The sequence below is a fragment of the Buttiauxella sp. B2 genome, assembly GCF_006376615.1.
GTDB lineage: Bacteria > Pseudomonadota > Gammaproteobacteria > Enterobacterales > Enterobacteriaceae > Buttiauxella.
This window is the reverse complement of sequence record NZ_VEXQ01000010.1, coordinates 146,420-167,857: the sequence shown is the minus strand read 5'-3', so window position 1 is coordinate 167,857 and position 21,438 is coordinate 146,420. Positions and strand designations below refer to the sequence as shown.

Sequence of the window (21,438 nt, the reverse complement as noted above, 5' to 3'; positions counted from 1 at the left end):
GGGGCGTTAGCTCAGTTGGTAGAGCAGTTGACTTTTAATCAATTGGTCGCAGGTTCGAATCCTGCACGCCCCACCAAATTTAGACAAAGGCGCCTTCAAGGCGCCTTTGTTGTTTCTGCAATAGCAAATTCCTCACGACAATTCCCTCATAATTCGCTATCTTGTTTAGCATACAAAACAACTTTGGCCATTTCTGGCAAAACTCGCCGGAATAATGCTAATTTGGTTAAGTCAGGAAAACGAGAAAGCACTATGAGCGTAATGTTCGATCCAGAAACAGCTATTTATCCCTTCCCACCTAAACCACAGCCCTTAAACCCGGACGAAAAGCAATTCTACCGTGAGAAGATCAAGCGCCTGTTAAAAGAACGCAATGCTGTGATGGTGGCCCACTACTACACCGACCCTGAGATTCAGGCGCTAGCAGAAGAAACGGGCGGGTGCATCTCTGATTCACTCGAGATGGCGCGTTTTGGGGCTAATCATTCAGCATCTACGCTTTTGGTAGCGGGGGTGCGTTTCATGGGCGAAACCGCGAAAATCTTGAGCCCGGAAAAAACCATCCTGATGCCAACTCTGAATGCAGAGTGTTCATTGGATCTCGGTTGCCCCATTGAGGCGTTCAATGCTTTTTGCGATCAACATCCCGACCGTACTGTTGTGGTCTATGCTAATACTTCTGCGGCGGTGAAGGCGCGCGCGGATTGGGTGGTCACGTCAAGCATTGCAGTTGAATTAATTGAACATCTTGACAGTCTTGGCGAGAAAATTATTTGGGCACCGGATCGTCATCTTGGCAATTATGTACAAAAGCAGACGGGTGCTGACGTGTTGTGCTGGCAGGGCGCCTGCATCGTGCATGATGAGTTTAAAACCCAGGCATTGGCCCGTATGAAAGCCCTGTACCCTGATGCTGCGATTCTTGTACATCCTGAATCACCGCAAGCCGTGGTGGATTTGGCAGATGCTGTTGGGTCTACCAGCCAACTTATTGCGGCAGCGCAAACATTGCCGAATAAGCAACTGATTGTGGCGACCGACCGTGGCATTTTCTACAAAATGCAGCAGGCGTGTCCGGATAAAGAATTGTTCGAAGCACCGACAGCGGGTGAAGGTGCAACTTGCCGTACCTGTGCGCATTGCCCATGGATGGCGATGAACGGCCTCAAAGCTATCGCTGAGGGCCTCGAGCAGGGCGGAGCGGAACATGAGATTCATGTTGATGCTGCGCTGCGTGAGGGGGCTCTGGTGCCTTTAAATAGAATGTTAGGCTTTGCCGCCGAATTGCGACGCAACATAAAGGGCAACGCGTAAGGATTTTACGTTCAGGAGCTAATATGGATTTTTTTAGCACGCAGAATATTTTAGTCCACATCCCCATCGGAACGGGTGGATATGATTTATCGTGGATTGAAGCGATTGGAACCCTTGCGGGTTTGCTGTGTATCTGGTTGGCAAGTCTTGAGAAAATAAGCAATTACGCGTTCGGTTTAATTAACGTCACGCTTTTTGCGGTCATTTTCTTTCAAATCCAACTCTACGCGAGCCTGCTGTTGCAGCTGTTTTTCTTTGCAGCCAATATTTACGGTTGGTACGCGTGGTCGAGACAGACCAACGAACATCAGGCAGCTCTTCGTATTCGCTGGTTACCGCTACCCAAAGCGTTTGCCTGGATTGCGATTTGCGTTGGCGCAATTGGATTAATGACGGTATTTATTGACCCTGTATTCGCTTTCCTTACCCATACGGCGGTTTCGGTAATGCAGGCGCTGGGCCTCAATGTGACCATGCCAGAGCTTCAGCCAGATGCATTTCCATTCTGGGATTCCTGCATGATGGTGTTATCGATTGTGGCGATGATTCTAATGACCCGCAAATATGTCGAAAACTGGCTGCTGTGGGTCATTATTAACATGATTAGCGTGGTGATCTTTGCCTTGCAAGGCGTCTACGCGATGTCGCTGGAATATTTGATCCTGACGTTTATTGCGCTCAACGGTAGTCGGATGTGGATTAACAGTGCGCGCGAACACGGCTCACGCGCCTTGTCTTAATTAGTGATGGTGATGAGCATGGCCTTGGTGGTCATGCTCATTTAAATCGCAATCCTGACCGTGGCAAAGCTGATACTCCATTTGTACCGTGGCATGTTCAATCTGATATTCATCTTTTAGAAAATGGTGAATACGTTCCAGCAGAGCATCATGATCGTGTGGCGGCACCACCTGAACATGTAGCGTCATCAGTGGTTTTTCACCTACTAACCAGATGTGCACATGATGAACATTGCGCACTTCGGGAATCGTTCTGGTGAGTTTGCGTTTCAACACTGGAATATCAATGGCGTGAGGTGCACCTTCGAGAAGCTCATTGACGCTTTCTTTAAGTAAACTCCACGCACTGCGCAAAACCAGACATGACACCAGTACCGAAAGAATCGGGTCAATTGGCGTCCAGCCAGTCCACAGAATAATTAGCGCTGCTGCAATGGCGCCCACCGAACCTAACAAATCCCCCAGTACGTGCAGGGCGGCGGCGCGAACGTTAATATTCTTTTCTTCATTTCCGCGATGCAAAATCCAGAATGAAAACAGATTCGCTAGCAATCCGGCAAACGCGATAACCAGCATCGTCCGACCGGCGATAGGTTGCGGATGATAAAAACGGGCTACCGCTTCCCAGACAATTAAGACCGTAATAACCACCAGAGCAATCGCGTTCACAAAAGCAGCGAGTGTGGTCAGCCTCAACCAACCGAAGGTATGGCGAGCATTGGGTGGGCGACGGGCAAATTTTACTGCGAGTAAAGCAACCAGCAATGCCGCCGCGTCGGTCAGCATATGGCCTGCATCGGCAAGCAAGGCTAATGAGCCTGAAAGTACACCGCCAATGACTTCGGCCACCATAAAAGTCGCAGTGATGACAAACGCCCATAACAGACGTCTGGAGTTTGTATCGCTCGAGGAATGTTGATGTGTATGCGCCATGGTTTCTCAGTTTTGGAAACAATAATGCGCTAATTATAACCACTAACGCTGATTAACTTATTGAATAAAGCCCGTAAAAATAAAAAAGGAGAGCCTGAGCTCTCCTGGTTTCGAACCGGGCAATATTATTGCGATGTACCATCTACTTTCGTATCCACATCATCACCACTACCGGTTTCAACCTTTTTGTTAGTGTCAGGACATTTACCGTCTTTACACATCGAGTTTTTATGAATTTCATCTTTGCTCATGCCATCCCCCGTCATACCACTACTGCTGGTTGAGCCATTAGGGTGAAGCATTGTGCCGCCACTATTAATATTGCTGTTATCGACGCCTTTAGGTGCGATATTCTGATTTGCATCAGGGGCGACCTGTCCTGCTTCGGCACTTGCATTTGCCTGGCCGTTATTGGAACCGCCTGTCTCTGCGGCTATTGCAAGACTGCTTGTGGCGCAAAGGGTTGCTGTCAGGAAAAGTGCGGTTAATTTATTCATCTGAATGCTCCTGTTCTGGTCGTTATTGCTGGATAACTTCTTCCAACAGTGCACTTGTTTTATTCTGAGCGTGCGGCGTTTATCGGATAAACATGTCGGTGATAAAACCCAAGTCAGAATACAATTTTGCTAAATGACTACTTTTCAGTGTTAACAATTAAAAATTGTAGCGACAAATGGGTGTTTTACCATTTTTTGACGCCTTTTAGGCCGTTTTCAGGAATATTCTGCCTGAAGTGTAAAAGCCCGTTTACACTTCAGGCTTGAAGCGATAGATTGAAGGGATTGCAACTAAGTTAAATCTCAAGGCCATTTCCGGAAATCTCATGAATTATCAGAACGACGACTTACGCATCAAAGAAATCAACGAACTTCTACCTCCAGTAGCGTTGCTCGAAAAATTCCCCGCCACTGAAAAAGCAGCCGCAACGGTATCTGGCGCACGTAAAGCGATTCATAAAATTCTGAAAGGAAATGACGATCGCCTACTGGTAGTCATCGGCCCATGCTCTATTCACGATGTTAAGGCGGCGAAAGAGTACGGCGCGCGTTTACTGACTTTGCGTGAAGAATTGCAAGGTGAGCTGGAAATTGTTATGCGTGTTTACTTCGAAAAACCACGCACCACGGTTGGCTGGAAAGGGCTGATTAACGATCCGCATATGGACAGCAGCTACCAGATCAACGATGGCCTGCGTATCGCTCGTAAACTGTTGCTAGACATCAATGACTCAGGCCTGCCGGCAGCGGGTGAGTTCTTAGATATGATCACCCCGCAGTACCTGGCGGATCTGATGAGCTGGGGTGCCATTGGCGCACGTACTACAGAATCTCAGGTTCACCGCGAACTGGCATCAGGTTTGTCATGTCCGGTTGGCTTTAAAAATGGCACCGACGGCACGATGAAAGTGGCGATTGATGCGATAAATGCGGCTGGCGCGCCACACTGCTTCTTGTCTGTGACGAAGTGGGGCCATTCTGCCATTGTTAACACCAGCGGGAACGGTGACTGCCATATCATTCTGCGTGGTGGTAAAGAACCAAACTACAGTGCTGCTCACGTCGCACAAGTTAAGACTGATTTGCAGAAAGCAGGGCTACCAGCACAGGTTATGATCGACTTCAGCCATGCTAACAGCAGTAAGCAGTTTAAAAAGCAAATTGAAGTCTGTACCGATGTTTGCCAGCAAATCACGAGTGGCGACAAAGCCATTACTGGTGTGATGATTGAAAGTCACCTTGTTGAAGGCAATCAGAATCTTGAGAGTGGTGAGCCATTAGTTTATGGCAAGAGCGTGACTGATGCGTGTATCGGTTGGGAAGACACTGAAACTGTACTGCGCCAACTGGCAGAGGCAGTGAAAGCTCGTCGCGGGTAATCCATACGTGGCAACATAAAAAAGGCGTGGTTTTCACCACGCCTTTTTCACATCTAACGAATTACTTCGCTTTGCCCTGATTTGCTACCGCTGCGGCTTTTGCTGCAATTTCATCAGCATTGCCCAGATAGTAGCGTTTCAGAGGTTTGAAGTTCTCATCGAACTCATACACCAATGGCACGCCAGTTGGGATATTCAGTTCAAGAATTTCTTCTTCGCTCAGGTTATCAAGGAATTTAACCAGTGCACGCAAAGAGTTACCGTGAGCTGCAACAATCACGCGCTCGCCGCTTTTCATTCGTGGCAGAATGGTTTCGTTCCAGTAAGGAATCACGCGATCGATAGTCAGCGCCAGGCTTTCAGTTACCGGCAGCTCTTTATCGGTCAGGCTTGCATAACGTGGGTCATGGCCTGGGAAGCGTTCGTCATCACGAGTCAGTTCTGGAGGCGTGATAGCAAAGCCACGACGCCATTGTTTCACTTGCTCATCACCGTATTTTTCTGCGGTTTCCGATTTGTTCAGACCCTGCAGTGCACCGTAGTGACGCTCATTCAGCTTCCAGGATTTCTCAACTGGCAGCCAGGCCTGGTCCAATTCATCGAGGATATTCCACAGTGTATGGATGGCACGTTTCAGCACTGAAGTGTAAGCAAAGTCGAAGGAGTAGCCTTCATCTTTCAGCAACTTACCTGCAGCTTTTGCTTCAGTTTGACCTTTCTCAGACAGATCAACGTCATACCAACCGGTGAAGCGGTTTTCGTTGTTCCACTGGCTTTCACCGTGACGAACCAGAACCAGCTTAGTAACAGCCATAGTTTACTCCTTAATAAGCTTGCGATTAATGATAACGATTATCATTATATTGCCGCGAAGGGGCCAGCGGCAATGCTAAACGTTTAACATAGCGAAAAAGAGTGTGAAGTGTAAGGTGAGTGTGAATGGTTGTTATATTTTTGTCGCTAAATGGCGGGAAATCCAGCGATTTGAATAAGACTTGCCCTCCATAGAGGAGGGCAAGAAATTTATAGCGGAATGAACTCGTATTCCGTGACGCTCAAATATTCATCACCCGGCTGCAACCAGCAATCTGGCTGCGGCCATTCCGGATGATTTGGGCTGTCCGGTAGGAATTCACTTTCCAACGCCAGGCCTTGGTAAGCGTTGTAAGTACCTTGTTCCCTGGCAGGCGTTCCGTCCAGGTAGTTGCCGCTATAAAACTGCAATGCAGGGGCTGTGGTATAGACCGTCATTTGCAGTTTGTTATCGCTCGACCATACATGAGCTGCGGGTTGACTGGCATCGCCCTGCGTCTGCAACAAGAAAGCGTGGTCATAACCTTTCACTAACACTTGATCGTTATCGCGCAGGAAATCTGCGTCGATAGTCTTTGGCGTCCGGAAATCAAAACCAGTGCTGGACACATCTGCCAGCCCGGCTTGTGGAATACCATTACTGTCGACCGGCAGATAGCGGTCAGCGAAAAGTTGCAGGCGATGCTGGCGAATATCGTTTTGATTACCATCAAGATTGAAATAAGCATGATTGGTCAGATTCACCGGGCACGGTTTGCTGGTTCTGGCGCGGAACTCAACGGTAATGCAGTTATCTTCGGTTAGTGCATAACGTGCAGTCGCACGCAGCTCACCTGGGAAACCCTGGTCACCGTCCTGAGAATCGAGGGTATAAAGTACTTCTTGTTCGTTCTGGCGCACAATACGCCAGCGACGCTTGTCAAAACCATCTGGCCCACCGTGCAACTGATGCGCACCCTGATTCGCAGTCACGTTGATGGTAACGCCATTCCGCTCAAACTGGCTGTTCGCAATCCTGTTGGCGTAACGCCCAACTGTTGCACCCAGATAAGCGGCCTGATTCAGATAATCTTCCGGCGTTTCGCAGCCGAGCAGCGTTTCGCGAACGGTTCCGTCCTTCATCGGTACACGACAAGACAACAGAGTTGCGCCCCAGTCCATGACCGTGACAACCAACCCTGCGCTATTACGCAGGGTAGAAATGCGAAAGGGCTGCCCATCGGGTGCGAGCTGTGGAGTTTCTTTTAGCATTGGCCAGCACCCTCCGAAGCTTTGCATACATAGAAGGTTTCTTTGATGCCAGTTTTTGCTTCGTACTGCTTTTCGACCGCTTGCTTAACCACAGGCACTAAATCTTCTGGGATCAACGCAACGATACAGCCGCCAAAGCCGCCACCGGTCATACGCACGCCGCCTTTATCACCAATAGTCGCTTTAACGATTTCAACTAAGGTGTCGATTTGCGGCACCGTAATTTCGAAATCATCACGCATTGAAGCATGAGATTCAGCCATTAATACGCCCATACGTTGCAAATCGCCTTTTGCCAGTGCGTCTGAAGCTTCAACGGTGCGGATATTTTCGGTCAGCACATGACGCACGCGTTTCGCAACAATTGGGTCAAGTTCATGTGCCACGGCATTAAATTTGGACAGCTCAACATCACGCAGTGCTTTCTGAGTAAAGAAACGCGCGCCAGTTTCGCATTGCTGACGGCGAGTATTGTATTCACTGCCCACCAGAGTGCGTTTGAAGTTACTGTTGATGATGACAACGGCTACGCCTTTTGGCATTGAAACGGCTTTGGTGCCGAGCGTGCGGCAGTCGATTAGCAACGCGTGATCTTTTTTACCCAACGCTGAAATCAGCTGATCCATGATCCCGCAATTACAACCAACAAATTGGTTCTCTGCTTCCTGGCCGTTTAGGGCAATTTGCGAGCCATCAAGCGACAAGTGATAAAGTTTCTGGAACACGGTACCTACAGCCACTTCAAGCGATGCGGATGAGCTGAGCCCTGCACCTTGTGGTACGTTGCCGCTGATCACTAAATCTGCGCCGCCAAAGTTTTTATCGCGCTTTTGCAGATGTTTAACGACGCCACGAACATAGTTAGACCACTGTTGCGTATCGTGGCTCAGGATCGGTTTATCCAGCGAAAACTCGTCTGCTTGATTGTCATAATCAGCTGCAATAACGCGTACCATGCGGTCGCTACGTTTCGCGCAACTGATCACGGTTTGATAGTCGATAGCGCAAGGCAGTACAAAACCGTCATTGTAATCGGTGTGTTCGCCAATCAGATTAACGCGGCCCGGAGCCTGAATTGTGTGGGTTGCCGAATAACCAAACTGTTCGGCAAAGAGGTGTTGGGTTTTATCTTTCAGACTCATTTTTATTCTCCGGATTGGCGAAAGTGGATATCGGATACGGCACGCAAGCGTTCTGCGGCTTGCTCTGCGGTTAAATCGCGTTGGGTTTCAGCCAGCATTTCATAGCCGACCATGAATTTTCGCACAGTTGCACTTCGCAACAGTGGTGGATAGAAATGGGCATGCAATTGCCAGTGACTATTTTCTTCACCGTTAAACGGTGCGCCGTGCCAACCCATGGAATATGGGAATGAGCACTGGAAAAGGTTGTCGTAACGGCTAGTCAGTTTTTTCAGCGCCAGCGCCAAATCACTGCTTTGCTCTGAACTCAGATCGGTGATACGCAGGATATGTGTTTTTGGCAGCAGCAGTGTTTCGAACGGCCAGGCAGCCCAGTAAGGCACGACGGCAATCCAGTGCTCGGTTTCTACAACCGTGCGGCTGCCATCTTTGAGTTCGCGCCCAGCGTAATCAACCAGCATCTGCGAACCGTTTTCGGTAAAGTATTCACGCTGCAACACATCTTCACGCGCTACTTCGTTTGGCAGGAAACTGTTTGCCCACACCTGGCCGTGCGGATGCGGGTTAGAGCAACCCATTGCCGCGCCTTTATTTTCAAAAACTTGCACCCACGGATAGGTTTTCCCTAAATCTGCAGTCTGCTCTTGCCAGGTTTTAACCACTTCTTCCAACGCCGTTACGGAAAGCTGCGGCAGTGTTTTGCTATGGTCGGGTGAAAAACAGATAACCCGGCTGGTGCCACGCGCACTTTCACAACGTAAAAGTGGATCGCTGTTTTCAGGCGCATCAGGGGTGTCCGTCATCAGTGCGGCAAAGTCGTTAGTAAAAACAAATGTGCCGGTGTATTGCGGATTTTTATCGCCAGTTACGCGTGTATTGCCAGGGCACAAGAAACAATCTGGGTCATGCACCGGTAATGTCTCTTTTGAGGCTGTTTCCTGTGCCCCTTGCCACGGGCGCTTAGCGCGATGTGGGGATACCAGAATCCATTGCCCTGTCAGTGGGTTATAACGGCGATGTGGATGATCCACCGGGTTAAACTGCTCCATCACATTTCCTTAGTCTGGATAACCTTGAGGATGGCGAGACTGCCAGCGCCAGGTATCATCTGCCATTTCTTGCAGTGTACGGCTGACACGCCAGTTAAGTTCTTTGTCGGCTTTCGTGGCATCAGCCCAGTAAGCGGGAAGATCACCATCACGACGCGGGGCGAAGTGATAATTCACGGGTTTTCCGCAAGCGGCGCTAAAGGCGTTGATAACGTCAAGCACGCTGCTGCCGATACCTGCGCCGAGGTTATAAATATGCACGCCTGGTTTACCTTGTAGCGTTTGCATTGCTGCAACATGGCCATCGGCGAGATCCATAACGTGAATGTAGTCGCGTACGCCAGTGCCGTCTTTGGTTGGATAATCGTTACCAAAAACAGCCAGCGAATCACGACGCCCTACAGCAACCTGCGCGATGTAAGGCATCAGGTTGTTTGGAATACCTTGTGGATCTTCCCCCATATCCCCTGATGGATGAGCTCCCACCGGGTTGAAGTAACGAAGCAGCGCCACGCTCCAGTTTGGCTGGGCTTTTTGTAAGTCAGCCAGAATCTGTTCAACCATTAGCTTACTGTGGCCATATGGGCTTGCAGGTGTGCCGGTTGGAAAACTTTCCAGATAAGGGATTTGCGGTTGGTCACCATAAACGGTGGCGGAAGAACTGAAGATAAAATTGGTGACATTAGCTGCGCGCATGGCAGAAATCAGACGCAAAGTACCGACAACATTGTTGTCGTAGTATTCCAGTGGTTTGCTAACCGATTCACCAACTGCTTTGAGTCCAGCAAAATGGATAACGGCATCAATCTGGTGATCGTGGAAAATCTCGGCCAGCAGCGCTTCATCACGAATATCGCCGTCAATGAACAACGGATGCTTACCGCCAAGACGCTCAATCACCTGTAGCACACTACGCTTGCTGTTACACAGATTATCCAGAATGACGACGTCGTGGCCATTTTGCAGCAGTTGCACGCAGGTATGACTACCAATGTAACCGCTACCACCTGTTACCAATACTCTCATTTTTCGCTCCATTACGCGTATGGTATGTAATAAACATAGCATAACAGAGATGTCAAAAGTGTGACACGGGCTAAATTAGTGGAATCGCTTACACTAATGTTTCGGTAGCAGTTATCATCTGAAAATATGATTATAAAACAGAGCGTAGGGGGAGTGATGCTGCGGGTTGTCTGAAAATGGGTGCTGCCCTGAGCATCACATGAATGTCGGATGTTTGATTGGTGCTTTATTTGGCTTGCGGCAAGTCTTCAAACTGATAGCGATAAGCCTCGCCATCAGCTACAAAGGTTAGCCGTTTGGTGATGCACTCTGGCGCGTCTTCTGCATGGTGAGAGACAAACAGCAACTGGGTTTCCCCTTCGCCAATCAAAATATCAATGAAACGACGCACTAGCTGGCGATTTAGCGGGTCCAGCCCTTGCAGCGGTTCATCCAGAATCAACAGCGTTGGGTGTTTCACCAATGCACGTGCGATAAGTGCGATACGCTGCTGCCCCCATGAAAGACTGTGGAATGCTGCATCAGCAATAGCGTTGTTCATGCCGAGCATATTTAGCCATTCGCGGGCAAGTTTTTGCTGGCGGTCAGAAACAGCCTGGTAAATCCCAATCGAATCAAAATATCCAGACAAGATAACGTTTCGCACCGTGGTACTGACGCGGTAATCCAGATGCAAATTGCTGCTGACATAACCGATATGTTTTTTGATATCCCAGATGGTTTCACCACTGCCACGACGTCGACCAAATAGCGTCAGGTCGTTACTGTATCCTTGCGGATGGTCACCGGTTACCAGACTCAGTAATGTCGATTTACCTGCACCGTTTGGGCCAACGATTTGCCAGTGTTCACCGGGATTTACCGTCCATGAAAGCTTATGCAGAATAGGGCGGTCGTTATATTCCACCACGCCATCACGCAAGACGATGCGCGGCTGGTTTTCTGGCAGAGTGTAACGCGCACTTGGATCGTCTGCTTCAGGAAGCGCAACGCCCGCTAGTTTTTCGCTGTGAGCAAGTTGTGCAATCAGTGCCTGTTCGAGCAACGTTTGCTTCTCGCCAACTTCAATCAGCGCACAATCGGCTAGCACGCCAGCATGTTGTACAAAATCAGGAATTTCATCAAAGCGGTTAAGTACCAGCACGATGGTATAACCTTGCTTGCTCAGTTCACCCAATAAACAGGCCAACTGTTCGCGGGACTTCACATCCAGCCCGTCAAAGGGCTCATCAAAAATAAGCAAATCAGGATGTGGCATCAGTGCCTGGCAGAGCAAGGTTTTGCGTGTTTCACCAGTCGAAAGGTATTTAAAGCGACGGTTAAATAATGGAGTGATGCCAAAAAGTTCAGCTAATTGCTGGCAACGAGTTTCATTTTTGACTTCATCCTGAATAATTTCTGCGGTAGTGCGGCCAGTATCGTCTTCGTCAGGGCCCAATAAATCAGTGTTATTACGCTGCCATTCATCGCTGACTAACTTTTGCATTTGCTCAAATGATAAATGAGCGATGCGTGCAAACGTACACTGACATTCGCCTTTTTGCAGCGGCAGGGCACCGGCGAGCGCGCGGGCAAGGGCGGATTTCCCACTGCCGTTAGCACCCACAAACGCCCAGCTTTCACCGGCGTTAATCGTTAAATCATTGAGAGTAAGCGTTCGGGTGTCGCTTAGGTGAAATCTACCTTGCGAAATTTGCAACACAGACATATATCATCCCATTTTTTGCAGTGATTATTCACAGAGTTACGGATTGCCTGCGTTGTTGTCAATTCACAAAAAGGTTTTAGCACAGAGTGGCGATAATCACGCGGTCGGCATTGAAAAATGCTATGACTTCAGCACCTTCTACCAGCCCCTGGATTTCTACTACGCTATTCGGAACGGTGGCACACAGCGTTTGCCCGTCCGGCAATTGCACCAGAACTTCACTTTGTTCGGCACCTTGTTGAATATTGCTGATGGTGCCGGTGAGCTGGTTGTCTGCACCGCTGGCGCGCTGAGGATCCGTGGTGATTTCCACCCATGGCGCTTTAATCAGCACCAACACTTCTTTGCCTTCGCTCAGCCCCAGGCGTTCGGCACTTTGACGCGTAATTGCGGCTTGCAAACGCGTTGAACCATCAGCCAGTAAGATATCAACGTGTTGCTGAACTTTTTCACTATCGCGGTGCAGCACGGTGCCAAAAAGCTGGTTACGGGCACTGGTTTGCAGAGAGAAACGTGAAATTGCGGCGAGCAGGCTATCAAGTGGGAGCGCATCATCACGCAGCACATCAAACGCTTTTTGTTGGATTTGCGCTAACAGTTCATACAACTGGATGAGGCGTTCGCCATAGCGAGTAATCACCGCACCACCACCACCTTTGCCGCCCGTTGCACGCTCAACCAAAGTCTCATCGCTTAACTGATTCATCTCATTGATGGCATCCCAGGCGCTTTTATAGCTGATGCCTGCGAGCTTCGCACCCTGGCTAATTGAGCCGGTATGTTGTATTTGTTTAAGTAGCGCGATACGACGTGGGTCGGCGAACAGCCGCTGCTGGAGTTTCAGCGTCAGTAAAATTTCAGCTTGCATAACCTCTCCGCAATAATGAAAACGCCATTTTCCTCTATTGCGAGGGGTTGGGCAAATCGCACAAAAGGAGAGTGCGTTTTTCTGTCAGGTCGTTAGAATAGCTGCTCTCACTTTTGTTGGAGGCATCCATGTTAGAGTTATTGAAAAGCTTGGTGTTTGCCGTGATCATGGTGCCAATCGTTATGGCGGTGATCCTCGGTCTTATCTATGGATTGGGTGAAGTCTTTAACGTCTTCTCAAAAGTCGGTCATAACGACCAACCAAAACAAAACCATTGATTCTCTAGCGCCCGCTTATGCGGGCGTTGTTTTATGCTCTCCTCAAGAACACTCCCGCCAGTTTCATCCCACCACTTAGAAATGTAGCAAAGGTAGTACCGAAGGTATCTGTGACAGCAGGTAAAGCATCAGTCCGATTGAGCCACCAACCAGCGTGCCGTTAATGCGGATAAACTGTAAATCTTTGCCGATATTGAGTTCGATTTGCCGCGACATATCCTGTGCATCCCAGCTTTTGACCGTATCGCTAATATGGCGGGTCAGAAACGTGGCAAATTCCGGCGCGATTTTTTGCACGGCTTGTTCCAGATGCTCATTGAGTGAAGTACGCAGTGCACTATCCGCAACCAGTGTTTCCCCCAACCAAAGTCCTGCTTCCGCAATCCGTTGTTTCAATCGCGAGTTATCAGAATTGACGTCAACTTTCAGCCACTGGCGCAGATCGCCCCACAGTTCGCCAATATAGCGGTTGAAAGCCTCATCTTCTTTCAAATAGCTTTTAATACTGTCTGCCTTCTCGGCCATTTGTGGGGAATTTTTGAGATTATCAATTAGCTTTAATGTTGCACGATCAAAAGCCTGTCGAATCTGGTGGCCCTGGTCGTGGCTAACGTCGTCAAGAAACGAATTTACCGCATTGGAAACGAGTTCGGCGCTATGTTCACTTAGCCATTCCGTTGGCAGTACTTTAGCTTTGCGCGGGTGTTCCGTTTCCAACCAGCGTACGATTTGACGGGCGATAAAAGCACGAGTGCTTTCACGTTTCATCAGTATCAACATCTGTGCAATAACAGAATCGAGTAATTCCTGATGGCGATTGTTTTTGGTCAGACTTTCTAGCAACAGAGCGCTGGAATGCGTTAAATCGACTTTATCTATAGCCTTGTGAACGGCCTGGCGGATTAAACGCTGAATACTTGCATCGTCTGTCAGATCCAAAAATCCGCTCATCACCTGTAATAGATGTTGCCCGACTCGCTGGGCATTATCACGATTGCTAAACCACTTACCAATCATCTGTGCCGGTTCATTGCGACGAATTAAGGTAATCAGGGATTGCGTGTCGAGAAACTTCTCTTGTACAAAAACACCCAAATTTTCGCCAATTCTATCCTTGTTGCGCGGGATAATCGCTGTATGGCGGGATATAAAGGGAATCGGTACACGATGAAAGAGTGCTGCAACAGCAAACCAGTCAGCAAGTGCGCCCACCATGGCTGCTTCGGCGATAGCTTTTATACCGCTAACCCAAAACCCTGGTGGCAAAAAGAGGGTAGTCACAAACGTTACAGCAGCAATCAGCAGTAAGGAAAGCGCAAGGCGCTTGGTGCGCTTTAGTTCAGTCATTTTCTCCATCAGCTAAGCATAGAACGGCAAGCGCCGAAGCGGTAGGGTAAATTTGAGCTGCGATTCATCCGGTTCTGAGCTGAATATATTCCCGCTAATCCATGTTGATGTTTCGTCTAATTACAGCAAAGCAATCATTGAAGGGTATTTACGACAACTTCACGTCAATTTTTTTACGCCAACAAGAAGTAAAGTCATTAAATTTCCGAAAATAATCTTATCGAAAAGAAAATATTGCATTTGGCATTAAAGTAAATTGATGTGAGTAATATAGGGGTTAGTTTAACATTACAGCGAAGTCAACATGTTCCCATCACCTCATGACTATCTCTTTTATATATATGTTATGCTTCATTTTGTTTTTTTTGTGGTGATTTTTAGCCATCGGTGAGAGAGTAGACAATCCTCTGTAAACTATGATGTTTAGCTAGCTAATGGGATATTAAAAATAATAAATACTCCTTACTCAGTGTTTTTGTTCAATATTACTTAATGTAGCAATAATGAATTAACATTAATCTCCCTTGTCTCATGTAGCGAGAAATAATTACTTCATTATACATAATGGTAAGAGGTGCGAACTGGTACACGAGACAACCTCACTAAGGAAGCTTCACAGCAGACCGTTTGAATGACAATGGCTAAGAGATTGAATCAATGGTTATTGCAAGTACCTTGTAATTGGAGAGCATCCCATTGTAATGTGGAAAAATACACATTTTGCGCAATTTATTTAATTATTTTTACATTGTACTCTAGCCTATGGGCATGATTCCAAAGCGTTAATTAAATGAAAATAATGTTAAAATCTTTAGATGAAAATGATAGGTATGTAGTCATAACCTTAAACCATAAGAAATCTATCTTTGGTAGGAGGAAATTAAAATCTATTAGTGTATTTTTATCTGATCCCCCTACATCATTAGTTGAATATGCTTTCAGAGGTGCAGTTATAATAAATGACAATGAATTTGATTTGGTTTTTCATCATGATGATATTGTAACATTCTCTTTATTTAATCGTGAAACTATGAAGCATGTTTCTACCAACCCCGTATCAAAAGTAAACGATGAACAGTACCATAAAAGAGTATTACAGTAGTTTTTGAAGGTCGTGAAGTTGCTTTAGCCCCTGATTCAGGTGGTCGTTATAACCTTAATACTTTACATAAAACTTCGGGATATGTTGAGTCAAACAAACCGTCTAATTGGCTTCGTTTATACGCTGCATCTGTCACGGTGGAAGAATACTCGTTAGAAAAGATGTATCTTCAATGGGTATATGCACACTTTTCATAAACAAAAAGGTTAAACCGGAAAGATTTAACCCTTTGACTGATATAAAAATTTGAACAGTACGATAATAATTACATTATCTATCTCTGACACTTCATGACGGTGCGCTACGTGCTGACATCTGGCAAAGAATAGTGCTTTTTTAGTGATCGTTTGCAAAACAGCACCTCACTAAATGATTAACAAACAATCAATTGGCGATGAAACGTTTCTCATCTGTCAGCACTTGCAGCAATAAACCAAGTTGTGGCTTGGTTTCTTTAATGTTTTCACCACGCAAGTCGTACATTCGATAGTTGCCATTATTATCAAGCACCAACGTCATGGCTGGCAAAGTGATCGCAAGGCTGTTGTTATCTGCACCCACCACCCAGTTATTGCGGCGCGTTGCGGCAAACAGGTCTTCACCTTGTGAATATTCGTTTGCAGGGTTTTTAACATGCAGCAGGCGCTGCATCAGCGTCGTCATTACATCCTGATGGTCGGTAAGCTTCGAGATAGTCTGCGCCGGAGTCCCTGGCCAATGAATTACCAACGGTACTTGAATACGCGAGCGTGACCAGGCGAAAGAATCCTGCTCTTTACCAAGCGGGACACCATGGCCGGCGGTAATAATAACAACCGTATTTTTGAGCTTTCCGGAAGCGTCTAGTGCATCAAGCACGCGTTTGATTTGCTCATCAACGTTGCCCGCCGCACGGGCATAACGACGGGTAAAGGCTTGTTGATTGCTGTCTGCTGTGATGTTGGTGCCATTAAAGGCAACCCAGGAGAACCAGCGGTTATCCTCAGAAGCATACTGTGTCAGCCAGCTAATCCACTGTGTTGCTGTCTGCCCGTCAGACTGGCTTTGCGCTGAAGGTAAAGAGAAGTCTGACAACAAAGCCTGGCGATACATTGACGAGTCAAAACCATCGGAGGCGAAGAGCCCCAATTGATAGCCTTGCTGGTTCAATGCGGTAATCAACGCCGCAGGGATGCGGGCTGATAACACACCATCCATATAGGCAGGGGATATGCCGTAGAACAGGCCAAAGATGCCGTTGTCTGTTCCATTACCCGCGCTCATATGCTGTGTGAAGTTAATATTGCTGGTCGCGAATTGGCTTAAGTTCGGCAGATCTTTCTTCGCGCGTTCAGCATTCAAACCATCGACGGTAATCAGTAAGACATTATGGCCTGTGCCCATATCACGGAATTGCAGGTCACTAAGTGGATATTGCACCGACACGGCTTCAGGGTTGCCTTGCTCCACAAGACGGCGCTGATACTCTTTGGCATCGAGCAAGCCATGCTTCTCGAGGAATCGGCGGGCTGTCATCGGGTAGGATAGCGGCAGGTTGGCACGCTGCATTGTAATCGGACGATAGAAATTCGCATCAGCCCAGATGTACATAATATGGCTGCTGAAGAATGCGATGAAGAACAGTACGACGACTGGTCTCGCGTAGTGCCTACGGCGCCCCAAGCTGCGTAATTTCTGCCAACTCCAGGTCGCAAACAACATTTCAATTAATAGAATTACCGGCACGCTGATAAACATCAGCTGCCAGTCTCGCGCCATTTCACTCTGGTCGGGGTTAATCACCAGTTCCCAGACAATCGGATTAAGATGGAGATGGAAGCGAGTAAAGACTTCACTGTCGATAAGTAAAAGTGTCATGCCTGCGGTAGCAAGTGCTGCCGAGACAAAGCGCATCAACCGTTGCGACATCACAACGAACGTCAGTGGGAAGAGGATCAGCAAATAGGCAGAGAACACCACAAAGCTGAAATGGCCGATAACACTCAGCCAGGAATAAATACGACCCGTGAGCGTTGCCGGCCAATCAGCGACATACAGATAGCGGCTACCCAGCAGCGTTGCCAGCAGGATATTGAACAAGGCGAACCAATGTCCCCAGCTGACCATCTGGGAAACTTTTTCGCGGTAGCGCTGACGGTTAGTCACCATAACGTGTAACTACAATCCCTTAATGAGCTTTGTCTTCGCTCACGGAGGCTTGCAACGCCTCTGCGAATGAGCGAGCCAGCGAGCGGCGTTGAGCTGAAGCTACGCTGGTATTAATCAGGTTGGTGACCATATTTCCCAGTACCATCAGGGAAAGATCGGTAGGCGTTTGGTGCTTTTCCAGCACGCTAGCCAGTTCACTCAACAGTTCTTCGACGCGTTCGTCACTATAACGGGATATTTGTGGCATAAATTAACAATCAATTAGATTCAGGAAAGGGCGTTATCTTACCGTAGCAGGACCTATTTTTCTGCTTTTTTATCTTTCCCCTTCATACTTCCAGTTGCACGTGCGTTGGCTGCCTTCGCTCACCCGAATCACTTACTGGAGTAAGCTCATCGGGATTCCCTCAATTGCCGCCTTCTTGCAGCCTGAATTATTTAGGGGAGGTTGCACATGGCTTCTGGCAATGGTTGAATACCGCCGAGTCTAAAAGGAGAGTTTATCATGAGTCTGGATATCAACCAGATTGCCTTACACCAGTTGATCAAGCGCGGCGAACAGACCCTTGAAGTTGTGCTGCGCGATTCTCTGTTGGCAACGAATGGCGCCGTAGAAGAAATGATGGCCGAATTGCACCGTGTCTATAGTGCAAAAAATAAAGCATATGGTCTGTTCAGCGAAGAGAGTGAATTGGCAGATGCGTTGCGTTCGCAACGTAAAGGCAACGAGGATTTTCTGGAGTTCAGCCGTGCCGCGACCGGTCGTCTGCGTGATGAGCTGGCGAAATATCCCTTTGCTGATGGCGGCATCGTGCTGTTTTGCCAATATCGCTACCTGGCTGTGGAGTATTTGCTGGTGGCGGTGCTGAATAATTTAAGCAGCATGCGCGTTAACGAAGAGCTGGATATCAGTTCAACGCATCATCTGGATATCAATCATGCAGATATTGTGGCGCGAATTGATCTGACAGAATGGGAAACCAACCCGGAATCCACTCGCTACCTGACGTTCCTGAAAGGGCGAGTAGGGCGAAAAGTTTCTGATTTCTTTATGGATTTTCTTGGTGCCAGCGAAGGGTTGAACGCCAAAGCGCAAAACAAAGGTTTGTTGCAGGCGTTGGATGACTTCACGAATGAAGCACAGTTGGATAAAAACGAACGCCAGGCCGCGCGTCAGCAAGTTTATGCTTATTGCAACGAGCAGCTCCAGGCAGGAGAAGAAATCGAACTTTCTTCACTTGCTGATGAGTTACCGTGGGCTGTTGATGACAAAAACTTCCAGGAGTTCACTGCTGATAAAGGCTATGAGCTTGAAGAAAGCTTCCCGGCAGATCGCAGTACATTGCGCCAGTTAACCAAATTTTCCGGTAGTGGCGGTGGATTAACGATTAGCTTTGATTCCATGTTATTAGGCGAGCGCATTTTCTGGGATCCTGCGACCGATACGCTGACAATTAAAGGCACGCCACCTAATTTACGCGATCAGTTACAACGCCGAAGCTCCGGCAAATAAGCATAAAAAAACCCGCCGAAGCGGGTTTTTTTTCGAGCTAAATTCGCGATTAAGCGCGAACGAAGTCGATGTGGCTCAGTTTTGGCTTGAACGGGTGACGCTGAACAGCCTGAACTTTAACCTTAACTTCTGTACCGTCAACAACCAGAGTCAGAACTTCTTCGTAGAAACCAGGTTTTGCTTGCAGGTTCATTACGGAGTCATGGTCCAGTTCGATAGAGATCGCAGCTTCGGAACCACCATAGATGATTGCCGGGAATTTGTTAGCTGCACGCAGGCGGCGGCTCGCACCCTTGCCCTGCTCTTTGCGTTTTTCTACATTGATAGTAAACATTAACTGTTTCTCTCTTAAATACTCCTGTTACAGGCGACCCAGCAACAGGAAAAGTTTTCTGCTTTGCGGATGCAAAAGCGGGCGGGATTATAGCCATATCTGGCCCGGGCTTCAATGAAAAGAACCTTTAGCCGCGTAATTCATTCGCCCGACGGAAGCGGCCTTCATAATCAAATACCTTTTCACGCACGTTCCAGAAGTTGCCGTTCTTGCGTGCAACGACAAAATCAGGGTGACGAAGTGCCGATTGCTGTGCCACCACATCAGCGGCGTTTATCCAGCGCAGCGGTACACCTGGCGCTCGGCTATGTGGGCGAATAAATAGCTGTTCAAAAGCCATTCGCTGGGCAGGTGTTTGCAGCCGGAATCGTTCGCTCACATCTGCACCATCTTCATCGAAATAAGTAATCTTCAGCCAGTCACCTTTATCATCACCGCCGTGTTGCAGAGTCATTCCCCCACAACGTAGTACCAGCGCATCTTTCAATTTCAGCGCGGCTTTTAGCATATCGTCAGGATCGACCAGAACGTGATCGCACTGATGGCAGCGTCGTGCAGCAATATCATTTTCAGCGTTACATTGCGGGCAGTTTTTAAAGCGGAAGCGGAAATCACACTGTTCTCGAGTGCCATCGTCATCTTCAAACCAGCCCTGGCAGCGGCGGCCAAAGTGCTCAATCAACGTACCATCGCTGGTGGTTTTTCCCCAGAAGGTGTTGGCAAAACCACAGGAAGGGCAAAAAACCTGTACTGGCACATTATCGCTTTTGCCCTTCGCCGCTCCGACTTCGGGAGTGAACAAGTCATGAGGGTTGCCCGCGTAATCCAGAATCAAACAATCTTTCTTGCCCGGAGCCAGGCGCAAACCCCGCCCGATAATTTGCTGATAAAGGCTGACGGATTCGGTTGGGCGTAAAATTGCAATGAGATCAACATGGGGCGCGTCAAAGCCGGTGGTGAGTACTGAAACGTTAACCAGAAAACGGAATTGCTGATTTTTGAACGCTTCAATTAATGTATCGCGTGCGGGCCCTGGTGTGTCGGCGGTAATTAATGCCGCATCAGTTGCGGGGAGCAGGGCAGTGACTTCTTTGGCGTGCTCAACGGTTGCGGCAAAAATCATCACGCCACGTCTGTCGGCTGCAAACTCAACTATCTGGCTGATGATGTGCGGAGTAATGCGCTTTTGTTGTTTTAGCTCGCGGTTAAGATCCGCTTCGCTAAACAAGCCGTTAGATTGTGGCTGAAGGCGGCTGAAGTCGTACTGCACTACGGGCATATCCAGCCGTTCTGGAGGCGTGAGATAGCCGTGTTTGATCATGTAGCGCAGCGGTAATTCGTAGATGCAATCACGAAACAGGGCATTTTCGTTGCCACGCACCATGCCGTGATAATGGAAATGATAAATCCAACCTTTGCCAAGGCGGTATGGTGTGGCGGTCAGCCCCAGCAAACGCAGTTTAGGGTTGGTGGTGCGCAAATGAGTAAGAATTTGCTGATACTGGCTATCGTCGGCATCACCAATACGGTGGCATTCATCGACAATCAACAGTGAAAACTCACCGTGGAATCTCTCAAGATTGCGGGCCACGGACTGTACGCTCCCGAAAACCACTTTGCCGTGGCTCTCTTTACGTTGCAGGCCCGCCGCGAAAATATCGGCTTCAAGGCCTAGCGCACAGTATTTAGCATGGTTTTGCGCGACTAATTCTTTGACGTGTGCGAGCACTAATACACGCCCACGGGCCACGCGAGCGAGTTCTGCAATCACCAGACTTTTTCCAGCACCGGTAGGCAACACAATCACCGCGGGTGTGATGTGTTTGCGGAAATAGTGCAGGGTAGCGTCCACAGCTTCTTGTTGGTAAGGGCGTAAAGTAAAAGACATCGGTACTCAGACTCGGGAAATAACGCACTCAATTATGCCATGAATCACGTTTTACCTTGAGAGAGTTTTTGTTGCCGCTATACTGGCAAACTAATTAACAGGCAAACG

Annotated in this window: 20 protein-coding genes and 1 tRNA gene; 7 read left to right on the top strand and 14 right to left on the bottom strand. The window is 48.2% G+C overall.

Annotation, left to right across the window (positions count from 1 at the left end):
- The 3 genes from FH968_RS13385 to pnuC all read left to right on the top strand — a co-directional run bounded on the left by FH968_RS13385 (nt 1) and on the right by pnuC (nt 2,054).
- A tRNA-Lys gene (locus FH968_RS13385) sits at nt 1-76 on the top strand.
- Between the two features lie 176 nt (nt 77-252).
- On the top strand, nt 253-1,314 hold the full coding sequence (gene nadA / locus FH968_RS24180; protein WP_139880320.1) for a quinolinate synthase NadA: 1,062 nt from the start codon (nt 253-255) through the stop codon (nt 1,312-1,314).
- A 23-nt stretch (nt 1,315-1,337) separates the two neighbouring features.
- Nucleotides 1,338-2,054, top strand: coding sequence for a nicotinamide riboside transporter PnuC (gene pnuC / locus FH968_RS13375; protein WP_139880319.1), 717 nt, complete (start codon nt 1,338-1,340; stop codon nt 2,052-2,054).
- Here pnuC and zitB read toward each other — a convergent pair whose 3' ends face one another.
- Together zitB and FH968_RS13365 are read right to left on the bottom strand one after the other, a co-directional pair.
- Entirely contained in the window at nt 2,055-2,987 is a 933-nt protein-coding gene (zitB, locus tag FH968_RS13370; RefSeq protein WP_139880318.1) for a CDF family zinc transporter ZitB, read from the bottom strand.
- Nucleotides 2,988-3,112: 125 nt separating this feature from the next.
- Nucleotides 3,113-3,490 (bottom strand): YbgS-like family protein, encoded by a 378-nt coding sequence (locus FH968_RS13365; protein WP_139880328.1) that lies wholly within the window; start codon nt 3,488-3,490, stop codon nt 3,113-3,115.
- Between the two features lie 320 nt (nt 3,491-3,810).
- On the opposite strand from FH968_RS13365, the gene aroG reads away from it, so the two are divergent.
- Nucleotides 3,811-4,863, top strand: coding sequence for a 3-deoxy-7-phosphoheptulonate synthase AroG (gene aroG / locus FH968_RS13360; RefSeq protein WP_139880317.1), 1,053 nt, complete (start codon nt 3,811-3,813; stop codon nt 4,861-4,863).
- Nucleotides 4,864-4,924: 61 nt separating this feature from the next.
- On the opposite strand, the gene gpmA is transcribed toward aroG, so the two are convergent.
- The 7 genes from gpmA to modE all read right to left on the bottom strand — a co-directional run bounded on the left by gpmA (nt 4,925) and on the right by modE (nt 12,720).
- Complete coding sequence (gene gpmA / locus FH968_RS13355; protein ID WP_139880316.1) at nt 4,925-5,677, bottom strand: 2,3-diphosphoglycerate-dependent phosphoglycerate mutase; 753 nt, start codon at nt 5,675-5,677, stop codon at nt 4,925-4,927.
- 209 nt (nt 5,678-5,886) lie between these two features.
- On the bottom strand, nt 5,887-6,927 hold the full coding sequence (gene galM / locus FH968_RS13350) for a galactose-1-epimerase (RefSeq protein WP_139880315.1): 1,041 nt from the start codon (nt 6,925-6,927) through the stop codon (nt 5,887-5,889).
- Nucleotides 6,921-8,069: a galactokinase gene (gene galK / locus FH968_RS13345; protein WP_139880314.1), complete on the bottom strand. Its 1,149-nt coding sequence runs from the start codon at nt 8,067-8,069 to the stop codon at nt 6,921-6,923. Before galK ends, galM begins: the two co-directional genes overlap by 7 nt.
- A 2-nt stretch (nt 8,070-8,071) precedes the next feature.
- A complete protein-coding gene (galT, locus tag FH968_RS13340; protein ID WP_139880312.1) occupies nt 8,072-9,118 on the bottom strand; it encodes a galactose-1-phosphate uridylyltransferase in 1,047 nt (348 codons plus the stop codon).
- A gap of 9 nt (nt 9,119-9,127) precedes the next feature.
- Complete coding sequence (gene galE / locus FH968_RS13335) at nt 9,128-10,144, bottom strand: UDP-glucose 4-epimerase GalE (protein ID WP_139880310.1); 1,017 nt, start codon at nt 10,142-10,144, stop codon at nt 9,128-9,130.
- A 226-nt stretch (nt 10,145-10,370) separates the two neighbouring features.
- Complete coding sequence (gene modF, locus FH968_RS13330; RefSeq protein ID WP_139880308.1) at nt 10,371-11,852, bottom strand: molybdate ABC transporter ATP-binding protein ModF; 1,482 nt, start codon at nt 11,850-11,852, stop codon at nt 10,371-10,373.
- Nucleotides 11,853-11,928: 76 nt separating this feature from the next.
- Nucleotides 11,929-12,720: a molybdenum-dependent transcriptional regulator gene (modE, locus tag FH968_RS13325; protein ID WP_139880306.1), complete on the bottom strand. Its 792-nt coding sequence runs from the start codon at nt 12,718-12,720 to the stop codon at nt 11,929-11,931.
- 128 nt (nt 12,721-12,848) lie between these two features.
- On the opposite strand from modE, the gene FH968_RS13320 reads away from it, so the two are divergent.
- Nucleotides 12,849-12,998: an AcrZ family multidrug efflux pump-associated protein gene (locus FH968_RS13320; RefSeq protein WP_064559799.1), complete on the top strand. Its 150-nt coding sequence runs from the start codon at nt 12,849-12,851 to the stop codon at nt 12,996-12,998.
- 75 nt (nt 12,999-13,073) lie between these two features.
- Here the strand turns inward: FH968_RS13320 and FH968_RS13315 are convergent, their stop codons facing one another.
- The gene (locus tag FH968_RS13315; protein ID WP_139880303.1) at nt 13,074-14,354 is read right to left on the bottom strand and encodes a DUF445 domain-containing protein; all 1,281 of its coding nucleotides are present in this window, start codon (nt 14,352-14,354) and stop codon (nt 13,074-13,076) included.
- Between the two features lie 781 nt (nt 14,355-15,135).
- Between FH968_RS13315 and FH968_RS13310 the strand changes: the two genes are divergently transcribed.
- Nucleotides 15,136-15,447 carry a hypothetical protein gene (locus tag FH968_RS13310; protein ID WP_139880301.1) on the top strand — a complete coding sequence of 104 codons (312 nt, stop codon included), beginning with the start codon at nt 15,136-15,138 and terminating at the stop codon, nt 15,445-15,447.
- A gap of 384 nt (nt 15,448-15,831) precedes the next feature.
- On the opposite strand, the gene yejM is transcribed toward FH968_RS13310, so the two are convergent.
- On the bottom strand, nt 15,832-17,595 hold the full coding sequence (gene yejM / locus FH968_RS13305; protein ID WP_139880299.1) for an LPS biosynthesis-modulating metalloenzyme YejM: 1,764 nt from the start codon (nt 17,593-17,595) through the stop codon (nt 15,832-15,834).
- Nucleotides 17,596-17,614: 19 nt separating this feature from the next.
- The gene (locus FH968_RS13300) at nt 17,615-17,842 is read right to left on the bottom strand and encodes a YejL family protein (RefSeq protein ID WP_034458713.1); all 228 of its coding nucleotides are present in this window, start codon (nt 17,840-17,842) and stop codon (nt 17,615-17,617) included.
- 258 nt (nt 17,843-18,100) lie between these two features.
- Between FH968_RS13300 and yejK the strand changes: the two genes are divergently transcribed.
- On the top strand, nt 18,101-19,108 hold the full coding sequence (yejK, locus tag FH968_RS13295) for a nucleoid-associated protein YejK (protein ID WP_139880297.1): 1,008 nt from the start codon (nt 18,101-18,103) through the stop codon (nt 19,106-19,108).
- 49 nt (nt 19,109-19,157) lie between these two features.
- On the opposite strand, the gene rplY is transcribed toward yejK, so the two are convergent.
- Both rplY and FH968_RS13285 read right to left on the bottom strand, forming a co-directional pair.
- Nucleotides 19,158-19,442 (bottom strand): 50S ribosomal protein L25, encoded by a 285-nt coding sequence (rplY, locus tag FH968_RS13290; protein WP_139880295.1) that lies wholly within the window; start codon nt 19,440-19,442, stop codon nt 19,158-19,160.
- 127 nt (nt 19,443-19,569) lie between these two features.
- The gene (locus FH968_RS13285) at nt 19,570-21,330 is read right to left on the bottom strand and encodes a DEAD/DEAH box helicase (protein ID WP_139880293.1); all 1,761 of its coding nucleotides are present in this window, start codon (nt 21,328-21,330) and stop codon (nt 19,570-19,572) included.
- Nucleotides 21,331-21,438: the final 108 nt, after the last annotated feature.